The sequence below is a fragment of the Bordetella sp. H567 genome, assembly GCF_001704295.1.
Lineage (GTDB): Bacteria > Pseudomonadota > Gammaproteobacteria > Burkholderiales > Burkholderiaceae_B > Bordetella_C.
In genome coordinates this window covers 744420-757815 of the sequence record NZ_CP012334.1, presented here as the reverse complement: position 1 = coordinate 757815, position 13396 = coordinate 744420, and the positions used below count along the sequence as shown (strand labels likewise).

The 13396-nt window shown below is 66.9% G+C and carries 15 protein-coding genes; 8 read left to right on the top strand and 7 right to left on the bottom strand.

The window, feature by feature from the left end:
- Positions 1–134 precede the first annotated feature (134 nt).
- Together AKI39_RS03405 and AKI39_RS03400 are read left to right on the top strand one after the other, a co-directional pair.
- Complete coding sequence (locus AKI39_RS03405) at positions 135–1298, top strand: winged helix-turn-helix domain-containing protein (RefSeq protein WP_066632409.1); 1164 nt, start codon at positions 135–137, stop codon at positions 1296–1298.
- 78 nt (positions 1299–1376) lie between these two features.
- Positions 1377–1952, top strand: coding sequence for a TMEM175 family protein (locus AKI39_RS03400; protein WP_066632408.1), 576 nt, complete (start codon positions 1377–1379; stop codon positions 1950–1952).
- 28 nt (positions 1953–1980) lie between these two features.
- Here the strand turns inward: AKI39_RS03400 and AKI39_RS03395 are convergent, their stop codons facing one another.
- Positions 1981–2460: a YaiI/YqxD family protein gene (locus tag AKI39_RS03395; RefSeq protein ID WP_066632406.1), complete on the bottom strand. Its 480-nt coding sequence runs from the start codon at positions 2458–2460 to the stop codon at positions 1981–1983.
- A 4-nt stretch (positions 2461–2464) separates the two neighbouring features.
- Positions 2465–2731 carry a hypothetical protein gene (locus tag AKI39_RS03390; RefSeq protein ID WP_066632405.1) on the bottom strand — a complete coding sequence of 89 codons (267 nt, stop codon included), beginning with the start codon at positions 2729–2731 and terminating at the stop codon, positions 2465–2467.
- Between the two features lie 330 nt (positions 2732–3061).
- Between AKI39_RS03390 and AKI39_RS03385 the strand changes: the two genes are divergently transcribed.
- The 3 genes from AKI39_RS03385 (at position 3062) to AKI39_RS03375 (ending at position 4346) form a co-directional block, all read left to right on the top strand.
- Positions 3062–3328: a hypothetical protein gene (locus AKI39_RS03385; RefSeq protein ID WP_066632403.1), complete on the top strand. Its 267-nt coding sequence runs from the start codon at positions 3062–3064 to the stop codon at positions 3326–3328.
- Between the two features lie 93 nt (positions 3329–3421).
- A complete protein-coding gene (locus AKI39_RS03380; protein ID WP_066632401.1) occupies positions 3422–4066 on the top strand; it encodes a YbhB/YbcL family Raf kinase inhibitor-like protein in 645 nt (214 codons plus the stop codon).
- Positions 4067–4109: 43 nt separating this feature from the next.
- Positions 4110–4346: a hypothetical protein gene (locus tag AKI39_RS03375; protein WP_066632400.1), complete on the top strand. Its 237-nt coding sequence runs from the start codon at positions 4110–4112 to the stop codon at positions 4344–4346.
- A 21-nt stretch (positions 4347–4367) separates the two neighbouring features.
- Here AKI39_RS03375 and AKI39_RS03370 read toward each other — a convergent pair whose 3' ends face one another.
- A complete protein-coding gene (locus tag AKI39_RS03370; RefSeq protein ID WP_066632399.1) occupies positions 4368–4928 on the bottom strand; it encodes a helix-turn-helix domain-containing protein in 561 nt (186 codons plus the stop codon).
- A gap of 208 nt (positions 4929–5136) precedes the next feature.
- Here AKI39_RS03370 and AKI39_RS03365 point away from each other — a divergent pair, with 208 nt between their 5' ends.
- The 3 genes from AKI39_RS03365 to AKI39_RS03355 all read left to right on the top strand — a co-directional run bounded on the left by AKI39_RS03365 (position 5137) and on the right by AKI39_RS03355 (position 8201).
- Positions 5137–5574 (top strand): cupin domain-containing protein, encoded by a 438-nt coding sequence (locus AKI39_RS03365; protein WP_066632398.1) that lies wholly within the window; start codon positions 5137–5139, stop codon positions 5572–5574.
- A 323-nt stretch (positions 5575–5897) separates the two neighbouring features.
- Positions 5898–7250: a class-II fumarase/aspartase family protein gene (locus tag AKI39_RS03360; RefSeq protein ID WP_066632396.1), complete on the top strand. Its 1353-nt coding sequence runs from the start codon at positions 5898–5900 to the stop codon at positions 7248–7250.
- A gap of 420 nt (positions 7251–7670) precedes the next feature.
- Positions 7671–8201 (top strand): hemerythrin domain-containing protein, encoded by a 531-nt coding sequence (locus AKI39_RS03355; RefSeq protein WP_066642054.1) that lies wholly within the window; start codon positions 7671–7673, stop codon positions 8199–8201.
- A 106-nt stretch (positions 8202–8307) separates the two neighbouring features.
- Here the strand turns inward: AKI39_RS03355 and AKI39_RS03350 are convergent, their stop codons facing one another.
- The 4 genes from AKI39_RS03350 to AKI39_RS03335 all read right to left on the bottom strand — a co-directional run bounded on the left by AKI39_RS03350 (position 8308) and on the right by AKI39_RS03335 (position 13349).
- Positions 8308–9072: an SDR family NAD(P)-dependent oxidoreductase gene (locus tag AKI39_RS03350; RefSeq protein ID WP_066632395.1), complete on the bottom strand. Its 765-nt coding sequence runs from the start codon at positions 9070–9072 to the stop codon at positions 8308–8310.
- Between the two features lie 138 nt (positions 9073–9210).
- The gene (locus AKI39_RS03345; RefSeq protein ID WP_066632394.1) at positions 9211–9966 is read right to left on the bottom strand and encodes a class I SAM-dependent methyltransferase; all 756 of its coding nucleotides are present in this window, start codon (positions 9964–9966) and stop codon (positions 9211–9213) included.
- A 241-nt stretch (positions 9967–10207) separates the two neighbouring features.
- Positions 10208–10861, bottom strand: coding sequence for a hypothetical protein (locus AKI39_RS03340; RefSeq protein ID WP_066632392.1), 654 nt, complete (start codon positions 10859–10861; stop codon positions 10208–10210).
- 112 nt (positions 10862–10973) lie between these two features.
- On the bottom strand, positions 10974–13349 hold the full coding sequence (locus tag AKI39_RS03335; RefSeq protein WP_201258545.1) for an AI-2E family transporter: 2376 nt from the start codon (positions 13347–13349) through the stop codon (positions 10974–10976).
- Between the last annotated feature and the right edge of the window lie 47 nt (positions 13350–13396).

The window sequence follows — 13396 nt, the reverse complement described above, 5'->3', positions numbered from 1 at the left end:
GCCGGCCCACGCGCCCCCGGTTTGCGCTACAAAGCAGCAGGGGGCGACGGCGCCGGCAAGGTTCGGGAAGGGCCATTGGCGTCGCGCGCATCACCGGCATATCCCTGGCCGCCTACCGCTAGACCGGAGTTTCCTTGAGCAAACCGTCCTATGCCATCGCGCCCGTGCAGGCACGGGCGATCTGGCTGCGCGCGCAGTGCCTGGACCGGGGCGCGCCGTTCGGCGCGGGCCCGGAGGCCACCCGCAAGGCCGTCGAGCATCTGGGCTACGTGCAGATCGACACCATCCATGTGATCGAGCGCAGCCACCATCACATCCTGCACACCCGCATTCCGCGATACGCGCGCGCCGACCTGGAACGCGCGCAGTCGCTCGACAAGTCCGTCTTCGAATACTGGACGCATGCGCTGTCGTATGTGCCGACCGCGCACTACCGCTACTTCATGCCGGCGATGGCGCGGCATCGCGAGGGACCGCGCACCGCGTTCACCACGGTCGCCGAGGCCGACTATGCGGCCTTGCTCAAGCGCATCCGCAAGGAAGGCGCGCTTTCCATCCGCGACATCGAGGAAGAACTCGTGGAGAAAACCCACCCATGGGACAGCCGCAAGCCTTCCAGGCGTGCCTTGCGCCTGGGCTTCCTGATGGGGGACCTGACCATCAGCCGGCGCGCCGGCATGGTCAAGACCTATGAATTGTCGCAGCGCCATTTCGGCTGGCCGCCGCGTCCGCGGCCGGCCACGGAGGGGCAATTCGCGCAGTACCTGCTGGACAGGGCAATGCTCGCGCAGGGCATGGCCAGCCTGGACTCCATCTGCTACGGCAATCTGCCGATGAAGGCCCGCGTGGCCGAACTGATCGCCGGCCGGGTCCGCCGCAAACAGCTGATACCCGTCCATATCGACGGCCACGCCGCGATCCAGCACTGGGCCGAGCCGGCCACGCTCGAGACGCTCCCCGCCCGCGAGGGCCCTCCGCTGGTGCATATCCTGTCGCCTTTCGACCCGCTGGTGATCCAGCGCAAGCGCCTGCACCTGTTCTTCGGCTACGAGCACCGCTTCGAAGCCTATGTGCCGCCCGCCAAGCGCGTGCTGGGCTACTTCGCCCTGCCGGTACTGGCGGGCGACGAGATCGTCGCCGCGATCGACTTGAAGGCGGATCGCCAGGCAGGCAAGCTGGTCATGAAGCAGTGGACCTGGCTGGCGAAGAAGCGCGCCGACACGAAAGCGGCGATCGAGGCCGCGCTGGGGCCCTTCGAGCGTTTCCAACTGGGCGGCGCGCCGGCGGACGACGCTTGACCCGGCCAGTGGGGATTGCTAACTTGCGGGACCGACCCGCAAGGTCACGAGCGCATCCGCTGCGGACAGGCCCCCGCCATGACCATAAAACCGGCGTCCGCCGAACGACTGAACGCATTTTCCGACGGGGTCTTCGCCGTCATCATCACCGTGCTGGTGCTGGATCTGCGCGCGCCGACCGATGGCCATTGGTCCGCCCTGTTCGAGCTCTGGCCGGTGGCGATCAGCTACGCCGCGAGCTACCTGTTCGTCGCCATCGTGTGGATCAATCACCATCACCTGATGCGCTTCGCCGACCTGGCCACGCCGCGGCTGATCTGGTGCAATTTCGGCCATCTCTTCACGGTATCGCTGTTGCCTTTCACCACGTCGTGGATGGCGGAAACCAGCCTTTCCAGCGTCCCGGTGTTCGCCTACGCGGGCGCGTTCGCGCTGGTCAATCTGAGCTATATCGCCTTGATGCGTGAAACCATGGACAGGACGGCGCATCCCGACGTATCGGCGACCAGCAGGACCGCCATGCACCGGCGGTCCTCGCTGACCCTGGCGATCTTCACGCTCAGCGGCATACTGGCGCTGTGGCATCCCTACTTGGGGTTCGGCCTGGTGGTTTGCTGCCTGCTGACCTATCTGCGGCCGGACACGAGGCTGTAGCGCCAGCCCTGCATACCAGGCAAGGCGGCTACTTCGGCACGGATGCGGCGGCGCGGTCGGCGCGGTCGCGCGCCGCGATAAGGCTATCCAGTGCATTGCCGAAGGCGCGGCGGTCAGCCTGGCTGAACGCCGAGGGACCACCCGTATCGACGCCGGCGCTGCGCAACTCTTCCATCATGTCCCGCATCGACAGGCGCTCGCGTATCGTATCGGCGCTATAGCGCTCGCCGCGCGGGTTGAGCACCAGCGCGCCCTTTTCCAGTACCTGCGCCGCCAGGGGGATATCCCCCGTGATGACCAGATCTCCGGCCTTGGCGTGCTGCACGATGTAGTCGTCCGCCACGTCGAAACCGCGCGGCACCTGCACGGCGTGCAACCACGGCGACGGCGGCGTGCGCAGCATCTGGTTGGCCACCAGCGTCAGGTGCCGTTGCGACCGCTGCGCCGCGCGGTAAAGGATGTCCTTGACTACCGCGGGACAGGCATCGGCGTCGACCCAGATATGCATGGCGTCAGTCTTTCAACGCCTCGGACAGCAGCGTGTTGATCAGGTCGTTGGGGCTGACCCCTTCGGCATCCGCCCTGGCACGCAAGGCATCCACCAGCCGCTGTTGCAGCTTGACCGGGAAGGGCACCAGTCCGGCGGCCTGGTCCAGCTTGCGTTGTTCACGCCGGTCCGGCACGGGGGTGGTGCCGGCGTAGCGTCCGGGTGGGACGGCGGCGTTGAGCTTGCCCATCAGCTTCAGGGCTTTGTTTTTTTCGAGGTCGGTCTTTTTCATCGGGAATCCGGAAATGGCGGCAGGCCCGCGCATGGCGCGCGGGCGCCTATGCTTGTACCACGTTCCCCGTGGCGTCGGATTCGGCTGCAAATCGCTCGTCAGCGCGATCGCGCGCCGCGCGAGAAATCCGAGGGGGCAATGCGTACCCTGTCCGGATGGCCTGGCCGGCCGGGCCATCCGGACAGGGGCCCAGGCACCGTGTGCCACGGATGAGCTCCCTTTCGTCGCATGCCCCGGCCACGCCAGCCGTGCCGGGCCCGCGCATGGCGCTTGCCCATGCCATGGGCGGCGACGCGCCGGAATTTCCGGGCGCCCATTCCTGGAGCAGCCATGAGTTTCGATCCCGATGCGCGCATCGATGGCGGCGATGTCCGCTTCACGATGCATTTTCCCGACGGCATGCGCACCGTCCGCATTCGCGGCGACGCATTGGCCGAGTATTTCGGGGCCGACAGCGGCGGCAGCCGTATGCTGGAGGCCTACCGTGCCAACTTCCGCGCCATCCACGCCCTGGCCCAGCAGCTGGGAGCCGCGCACGCCGGCGACGTCACCATCACGGCCGATGACCTGCGCGCCGCGGGCCATGCACGGCGATAGGAACGAGGCTTGCATGCACGCCACGCCGTGGCGCGATGTCGCGCCCGCGGCACGAGGTGGGCGGTCCCCACGGCATGAGAAGGCGGCGCAATAGTGAAACTCAACAGTCTTTCGTTTCTAGAGGGAGAGGCCATTCCGGACCGGTACGCCCTCTCCCGCAACAGCAGTCCCACCACGCTGGTCCCCGCGGAGAACCTGAATCCGCACCTTGCCTGGGATGACGTGCCCGAAGGCACCGCCTCGTTCGCCTTGCTGTGCGCCGACCTGGACGCTCCCCGCGACCGCTCGCGCGTCAACGAAGCCGGAACGGTGCCGCCGGACGATATTCCCCGCTGCGAGTTCTATCACTGGGTCGTCGTCGATCTGCCCGTGTCGGTCCGGGAGATCGAGGAAGGCGCTTTCGTCTCCCTACCGCAAGACGGCGCGCCAGCGGTGATGGCCGCACCGCCATGCCGCCTGGGCTACAACGACTACGCCGACATGCCGGAGATGAGCGCGGCCATAGGCCAGAGCTACGGCGGGCCGGCACCGCCGTGGAACGACGCCCGCGCGCATCGCTACCGCTTCACGGTATATGCGCTGTCCGTCCCCACCCTCGCGCTGCCGGACCCGTTCAAGGCCACGGACGTGCTGGACGCCATGCAGGGGCATGTGCTGGACGAGGCATCGCTGACGGCGATCTATACCTTGAACGCCTCGCTGGCCGCCTTGCAGGTCGGGTCGCCGTCCGTGAGCTGATCCGGACGATGCGGCACGACAGAACACGCCAAATGGTGATGTGATGATGGATCCGAATTTCGCTCTCCTGGCCGCCGACGCACGCATCCTCTCGGAGTTCGTGCGCCTCATCGCAAGGCAGCAGCAGGACCCTGAAACCTTCATCGCTCAGATGAAGGTCGATGTGCTGGAGTGGATGGACCGGCACGCCGCGCAATGGCCGGACGAGGCACGGGCGGCCTATGAGGAGCGCGTCGACGACGTGCTCGGCACGGCGCAGAACCGCTCCGTGGGTGGATGACCTTGTCGGCGGCCGTATCCGCTACGCCGCCGAAAAGCTCATCAGCTTGTGGACCAGGCCGGCGGACGTCCTGGCGGCGAATTTCGCCATCAGCCGGGCCCGGTACATTTCGACGGTGCGGGGGCTGAGGTCCAGCTGCTTCGCGATGACCTTGCTGGTCTTGCCTTCGGCGATGAGCGCGGCGATTTCGCGTTCCCGCGCGCTCAGTCCGGAGGCCACCGGCCGTTTCGCGCTCAAGTCCTCGAACACCCAGATGACGGCGGCGTGAGGGTTGCGCGAGACCAGGGAACGGCCGCTCGTATGGCACCAGAACAGCTCCCCTTCCCGGCGCTTCATGATGCGTTCGTCGGAATACGCATCGGCCTGGCCCAGCAGGCGCAGCAGGCGGCGACCGGTGCGGGCGAATTCCGCGGCGGTGGGATACAGCGGCTCGAACGAAATGCCGTCCAGCGCGCCGGCACCATAGCGGAACATGGCCTCGAGCGCCGGGTTGGCGAACTGGATCACGCGGTTGCGGGACACGCACATGCCGACGGGCGCGCGCATCAGGACTTCCTTGTAGTCGATATCGGACGGGCTCATCGTTCGATCTCCGGAACGCGGGGCCACCGCCACCCCTGGGCGCCACAACGTAGTTTTACGGTATTGCCGCCAACCAGGCGCGCTGACTAGACTGGCCTCCTGTCGCTGCGCGACTGCCTCCCCAAGGGAGGGAGCGCGCCCTCAGGGCGACCGCGCTCCACCTGACCCCGCTGGCTCGACGCCCTACTTCCCATTTGGAGAAAGAGCAATGGCAAACGACACGGCAGACCTGGATACTGGCGGCCTATTCTCACACGTCCGGCCGGGCGATACGGAATTCCGATCGGGAGGATTACGGGATTTCTTTCTCTACCGGGACCTGGGCATCGCCGCGGCGACGCGCGGCAAGGTCATCGCCCAACTGGTAAGGGCCAACGAAGCGCCGGAGGCCGGGACGGGCTGGCACATCCACGAGGCGCAGTTCCACATCGTCTACATGCTCAAGGGCTGGGCCCGCTTCATGTATGAAGACCGCGAGACCCTCGTCAGCGCGGGCGACTGCGTGCACCAGCGGCCGGGCATCCGCCACTTCCTGTTCGACTATTCGCGCGACATGGAATACCTGGAAATCGTCGGCCCGGCGGACTTCACCAGCATACCGGTGCAGGGCCCCTGCGAGGTGCCGCGCCCGCGGGCCTGGACCTGAAGACAGCAACGATCCGCTCGCCGACCAGGCGAGCGGTGGCGTGTGCCGCCTGATGTCCCGGGGCGCGGCTTACCTGCGCCGCGCCGCGGTTGACATCATATATGTCCTGTACTTAATATTATGTCTATACATAATAGAGCGGCGCACGGGCGGCCCCGCCCACTCGGCGTGCGGCCGCCCGCCGCCGCTTTCTCCTTGTGGTCCTGCCCCGTGTCCCATCCGCCGCCGAGATCCTCATCCCGGCCATGCGCGCCGGCTTCCATGGCCGGGAGCGACCGCCGGCATGCGCCAGCCCCTTTTTCCAATCTAGCGACAGAGCCAACATGCCCATATCCGTAATCGAATCCGCCGTGTTCAAAGACATGTTCGGCACCGCCGCGATGCGCGCGGTGTTCGACGACGCGGCCACGCTGCGGCGCTACGTCGAAACGGAGGTCGCGCTGGCGCGCGTGCAGGCCGGGCTGGGCATCATCCCGCAGGCGGCCGCCGATGCCATCGCGGCGCGCGCCGACGCGTCGCGCCTGGACATGGCGCTACTCAAGCACGAAACCGAAATCGTGGGCTACCCCATCCTGCCGCTGGTGCACCAGCTGGCGCGAATGTGCGGGGACGAAGGCGAATACCTGCACTGGGGCGCGACCACGCAGGACATCATGGACACCGCGACGGTGTTGCAGATACGCGAGGCGCTGGATCTGGTCGAGGCCGACCTGGCCGAGCTGGACGGCATCCTGGATGCGCTGGCGCAGCGCTATCGCGACGCGCCCATGGCCGGCCGCACCCATCTGCAGCACGCGCTGCCCATCACCTTCGGCTACAAGGCCGCCGTGTGGCTGCTGATGGTGCGGCGCCACCGCGAGCGCCTGGCGCAATTGCGCCCCCGCGTGCTGGTCGGGCAATTCGGCGGCGCGGCGGGAACGCTGGCATCGCTAGGCGAGCAAGGCATCGCTGTCCAGGAGGCGCTGATGCGCGACCTGGGCCTGCATGCCGCGCCGGTGACCTGGCACGTGGCCCGCGACGGCCTGGCGGAGACCGTCCAGTTCCTGGGGCTGCTTACCGGGTCGCTGGGCAAGATCGCGCTGGACGTCATGCTCATGATGACCAACGAAGTGGCCGAGGCCTTCGAGCCTTTCGTCAAGAACCGGGGCGCATCCAGCACCATGCCGCAGAAGCGCAACCCCATCTCCTGCGAGCTGATGCTGAGCGCCTCGAAAGTGGTGCGCCAGCACGCCGGCCTGGCGCTGGACGCCATGGTGCAGGACTTCGAACGCGCCACCGGGCCCTGGCATATCGAGTGGTCGGCCATTCCCGAGTCCTTCGTGCTGACCGCCGGCGCGCTGCGCCAGGCCAAGTTCATGCTGGGCGGCCTGGAAGTCGACACCCAGCGCATGCGCCGCAACCTGGACTTGACCGGGGGCCTGATCGTCTCCGAGGCGGTGATGATGGGCCTGGCGCCCTGCCTGGGCCGCCAGACGGCACACGACGTTGTATACGACGCCTGCCGGCTGGCGCTGGCGGAGCAACGTCCGTTGGCCGACGTGCTGGCGCGGGAACCGCGCGTCACGGCGCACCTGGACCAGCCCGCGATCGAACGGCTGTGCGACCCCGCCAACTACTTGGGGGCCGCGCCCCGCATGGTGGATCGGATGCGCGCTGCCGGCCACGGCGCAAACTAGCGAGGTTACTTCGCAGGGACGTAATCCGTCCTGGATGCCACAAGGCCCAGCAGGACCGCGACGCCGTCACCGGCGTGCCGTCGGTGCGCGTCGTAGGCCCGATGCGAGAAATCAAGAGGCCGACCTACCCAAGGAAGAAAAGGCCGCCGCCCCGGCATCCGAGATGGACTATCGATGAGCAGTCGGTCCTGACGGCCCCGCCGCAAGGGAGAGCCGCGTCGCGATAAGGCGACGCGGCTTTTTTTTGCGAGGCAATCAATGGGAATGAGGCTTGCGCGTCGCGCCGGCTGCGGCCGACTTCCGGCCGCCCCATCCCGCGAGCCTCCCATGAACGCTACCGACTTCCCCTCCGACGCCGCCTACTCCGCCGACGGCAGCGGCCAGCCGCTGTACCAGCGCCTGATCCCGCGCGCCACGAGCATGATCCGCCTGGATCACACCCATGTCCTGACCACTTTCCACCGCTACCGCCGCGACATCCCGCTCTCGCGCAAGGCCGGGCTGGTCGGCGTCATCTGTACCGCGCTGGAAATCCATGCCACGCTCGAAGAAGAAATCTTCTACCCCGCCCTGCGCGCCGTCACGGATGACGAGGTGCTGCGCAAGAGCGTTCCCGAACACATGGAAATGCGCCGCCTGATCGATGAACTGCGCGCCATGACCCCCAGCGATACGCGCTACGACGAAACGCTGTTGGCGCTGATGCGCGACGTCATCCACCACGTGGCGGATGAAGAAACGGTGCTGCTGCCGCAAGCGGAACGGCTGTTCTCCGAAACGCGCCTGCAGGAGCTGGGAGCGGAAATGACGCGGCGCCGGCTGCAACTGACCGGCCCACGCACGACGCAGATCGCGCGCGACATGGCGCGCGGCATGCCCGTGGCCACTTTCACGGTAGGCGCGCTGGCCATGCTGGCCGTCGGCTATGCGGTGCGTGCAGTGCGGCGTTGACGCGAGCCACGCACAAGGCGGCATGTCCGGGCGAGCCGATGCATGCATGCGGCGTTGCTGACTCTTCCGGGCACCGCCGGGCCTGCGCCCGGCTGCGTGCGCGGCGTCAGGCTTGCGGAGGCTGGCCGTTGGAGGCGCTCAGCCCGCCGTCCACGGGAAGATTGACGCCGGTCACGAAGACGGCGTCATCGCTGGCCAGGAAGGCGATCACCGCCGCGATCTCCTCGGGTTCGGCACCCCGCCCCAGCGGAATGCGTTCGGCGAACTTGTCCATCAGCGCCTTGTCGGCGTACATGTCCTTGGTCATCTCCGTGCGCGTCAGGCTCGGGCAGACGGCATTCACGCGGACGCCGTCCCTGCCATGGTCCATGGCCAGCGCCCGCGTGAAGTTGGTGACGGCGCCCTTGGCGGCGTTGTAGAAGCTCATGCGCCAATCCCCGCCCAATCCGGACACGGACGAGACATTGACGATGCAGCCGCGTGTCTTGATCAATTCCGGCATCGCCGCCCGGCAGCCGTGGAACACGCCGTCCAGGTCCGTGGCGATGACCGTGCGCCAGTCGTTCGGGGACGCCTCGGTCACGGTGCCTTCGACCGCCGTACCGGCGTTGTTGACCATGACATCGAGCCGGCCGAAGCGCTGCACCGCGGCCTGCACGAGCGCTTCCACCTCGTCCAGCCGTGACACGTCCGCGGTATGGATCAACACCCTGCCTCCATCGAGCCCTTGCGCGGCCTGGCGCAGCTTGGACTCGGTGCGGCCAGCCAGGACGACGTTGGCGCCTTCCCGCGCAAAGCGTTGCGCGGTGGCCGCGCCGATGCCGGAGCCGGCGCCCGTCACCACCACGACTTTTCCCTCAAAGCGATTCATCATCTACTCCCATGCGTGCAATCGACGACGCACCGCCGCAAGCGCCATACCACCGGCGCCCGGGACGATCTGCATGGGATCTACATGGCGCGATGCCGCGACGCCTGCGTTGCCTGCTCCGCGGCGGTTCGCCCAGGCTCAGCCCGGCTTGCGAAACTTGAGTACGAACTGATCGGTATGGCCGCGGATCGTCGGCGCGAACACCGGCACGTCATGGGGATCCTGCGCGTTGCGCAGGACGCTGCTTTCCGCTTCCAGCCTGAAGCCCGCGGCCTGGGCCTGCTGCTTGATGGTTTCCGGGTCGATACGGTGCAGGGTATGTGAGCTGGCGTCGCTCGTGCCCGCATTGGCCACATGGTCCACGACGATGAACACGCCACCGGGTTTCAGTGCCCGGTACACCGCGGCATCGAGTTGCGCGGCCGCCGCCGCGCCTGCAAACCCGTACACGTCATGATAGTTGTCCGAAGTCCAGGCGACATCCAGCGGCTCGGGGAGGGAAAGCGCGGACAGCGGTTGGCTGATGACGCTGACATTGGCGTAGGCACCCGTGGGAATGGCCTGCGCCGTCGCCAGCGACTTGGGCGCGATCTTCATGATCTCTTCCGGTACCACGGCGTAGACATGCCCGGTGGCACCGACAGTCTTGCTGAAGAGACGGGTGAAGTACCCGCCGCCCGGGATCAGGTCGGCGACGCGATCGCCCGGCTTGATGCCCGCGAAAGCCATCAATTCGGCGGGCTTGCGCGCGGCATCGCGCTGCACGTCCGCGGCGGGACGGTCGGGCGACGCGACGGCCGCGGCAATGGCGGCATCGGGCCGGCCATGCGGCGCCTGGGCGCAGGACGCCAGCGCGAAGCTGGAGGCGGCAAATAGCACAAGGGCAAGTTTCACGTTTCAAGCTCCAGTCAGCAATCCGACGATGTGGGCCGCGACAAGCGCGCAAGGACAGGCGCCCGCGGAGAATGCGCTTGCAGAAGTTAATGCCTCCTTCCAATTGCCGCAACCGGCCACATGCCGGGGCTGGCTGGCCCGCGCCCGGCAAGCGACCGCCGTCAACGCCCTGCACGCGCGATAGGCCCCGCGACGGCGCCCGGCCGCCTACCTATCGCCGCATCCGCACGCCGCCTGGTATTCAACGAACGCCCGCACGCCAGCAGCCGAAAAGCGTCGACAACATCGACGGCGAACTGGAAGACTCGTGGGACGGCTTGTACCGCGACCATATCGATGCGTCCCTGCCCTCCCAAGGAGGCAGGGTGGCACTGCCGTTCATCCAGAACTGGACGCACTGTTGCACCTGGCCATGGTGCCTGTTCCGGTATATCCACCTTAATTCGCAGCCGGTATACGAGGCCCCATCCTTGTCCCGGGGATGGGACTTCGCGACGACCTGCTCCATGTCGATCCGGTCCAGGATGAAATGGACCGACATCTCCGAGTTCGTCGCCCACGCCAGGCCCGCCTTGCATTTGCGCGAAACGGCCTTGACGGTCGCCTGCTGCGCCGCGAGCACGCTCTTGTACTTGGGATGCCGCTTTATGCTGGCCAGGAACTCCGCCTGGTTCGGCGGGACATGCCTGTTGAAGCACTTCTGCTCCCATTGTTCGCTGCGTATCGCCGCATATTGGTCGATGCGGCTGATCTGCCGCACCCCGGAAACGGGATCGCAATCGTGGGCTTGGTGAAAGTGAGGATATTCGTATGGATATCTACCGCGCGGAAGCGCCAGGCCGTAGACAAGATCGCCGGGTTCGAACTCCTGCTTGAACGGAGGATGGAATGGCATGCGTCGGTTTCCGCGTAAAAGGAACCACCATACGGGCGCAAGGCCGTCCCAATAATGCGAAAGTTCGGAGCTTGAATCATGGCGGTGTCCGATGCCGGACGCATCGCCGGCGCTATTCGGGCAGCGGCTGCGCCACCGTCGCCGAGGTCGCCTCCGCTTGCGGCGACGGCGCCTCCGGTACGGCCAGGGTCGATATAATCACCGCCGCCAGCTCCAGGGCCATGCTGTCCAGCAATTCGATGGCCCGCTCGTCCAGCGTGCGCGGCTCCTTGTCGAACAGGCACAGGGCCCCGAACACACGTTCATCCCGGGTGCGCAGCGGCACACCCGCGAAGAAGCGCATGCCCCATAGCCGCACCACGGGATGGCCGGCGAAGCGCGGATCGCGCTCCGTGTCCGGGACAACCAGCGCTTCGTCCTGGCCGACGACGGGCTTGCCGATCGCTTCGTCCCGCGGCATCGCGATCATATTTCCCTCGTCGCGGGGCAAGGTGCCCTGTAATGGCCGATTCTGGCCGACGACAAGCTCGCGATCCCCGCTGGTCAACACGATCACGGCGTAGCCGACGTCAAACACATCCGCGGCGCGCTGCGCGAGCCCGTCCAACACTTCGCGCACCTGGCCCGCAACGATGCCCGAGACATCGAGCGCGGCCTCCCGTGCAGGGTCGATCGGCACGGCGTCGGTTTTCCGCTCCTGCTTCGCGGCGGGCGGCGCCGCCATGGCCTGGATGCGCAGGACTGCCTCGTTCACCGTGGTGACGACTTCGTCCGCGCCTAGCGTCTTGTGAGAGTCGTTCTCCAGCAAGTCGGCGGGCGCGTTCCACAACACAAGCATGATCCGCAGCCGTGGCCAGCGGCGCCGCAAGCGCCGGCAGAAGTGACGCGCCGGCGCCTGTGGGTTCGCGGCGAAGTAGCTCACACAGACAAGATCCGCCTCATCCAGGGCCAGCGTTTCGATGGCCTTCGACGTGATGGCGAAGACACGCCGGGAGTCCGCGCGGATGGATTCCATCTGGAGCGCGTGCGCGAGCATTTCGGACGCAAGGTTGTCCAGCTCCCACTTTCCCCCCAGGCAAACGACGGCCATGGCATTGTCGCCTTCGCCTTGCGGCGGGTACTCCTCGCGCAGGTCATCGAGCAGTCTTTCCATGCCGTTTGCCACGCGCCAGCGATGGGCGGCGGTGGCACTGCGCAGGTGCTCCCGGCTGGCGATACGCAGCACCTCGATGCCGATGTCATGGTAGAACGCTTGAACCGATGACCGCCTGACTTCGGCATTCGCGAGCTCGATCGCTTCGTCGGCATCATCCGCGATCAAGCGTTGATAGAGCCGTGTCGGCGCGTCCAGGGCGGGCGCCGCGCCCAGCAGGGTCTCGAAGAATTGCAGCTGCGGCAGGTGGCGCCCGATCACCAGGATGCATACGGTCAAGGGCGTGGACAGGATGAGCCCCACTGGCCCCCACAGCACGGTCCAGAAGGTCGCCGCGGCGATCAGCGACATCGCCGACAAGCCGGTGCTGGTGCCATAGAGCAAAGGCTCCACCACATTGTTGCTGATGAGCTCCAGGACGACCACCAAGGCAATGGTCCACAGCAGCATGTGCCACCCGGGGTCGACGGCAAAGGCCAGGCCGATGGGAAATATCGCCGAAATCATGGGGCCCACATACGGCACAAAGCGCATCACGGCCGCCAGCGTGCCCCACAGCAGCGCCCCCGGCACGCCGATCAGCCACAGGCCCAGCGCCATGGGCACGCCATAACCCACATTGACCAGCAGCTGCATCCGCAGATACTTGGCGATGCGCGTGGCGGCCTCCTGCAGCGCATCGGTGGAACGATGGAGGTCGCCACCGAGGATCGTCAGCGCACGATCGCGCAGATCGCCCTGGTCATACAGGGCGATGAAGACGAAGACCAGGATGATGCCCATCGTCGCCAGCGGCTGCAGCGCCGGAGCGATCCAGGCGCCGGCGGTTTTCAGCGGAGACTCCGGGCCGGGAACCACCGCCACGCGCTGCGCCTCGTCGGCCGACGGAAGCGTCGTGCTTTCCACTTCCTTGCGGAGCGACGTAATCGTTTCCAGCGCGCGGTCCAATACGCCGGGCGCCTTCAGGCGTGTCCGAAGGTCGACCACCTTGGCCTCCATGGTCGACTGATAAGTAGGCAGCTGCTCGCCCAGGGCGCGCAGCTGCGTGCCCAGCAACAGCCCCAGCCCGCCCAGCACGACGATGACCACCGCCATGACGCCAATGACGCTCGCGCCGCGCGGCAGGCGCAAGCGCCCCAGCCAGGTCACCAGGGGGCTGAGGGCGAAGCTGATCAGGAAGGCGAACGCCAGGGGTATGAGGACTTCGCGGCCGTAGTAAAGGCCGGCGACGATCAGGGTCGCGCTGAGCAGGTTGGCCGCGAAGCGAACGCTGTCGAAGGGAGGCCCGCCTCCGGGGAGGTCGCTGTCGGCTTCATTCATGGAGTTCGGCTGCATGGAAGCCCTCCGTGACGCTCCCGCGCCGATGCGTGGCATCGCCGTGC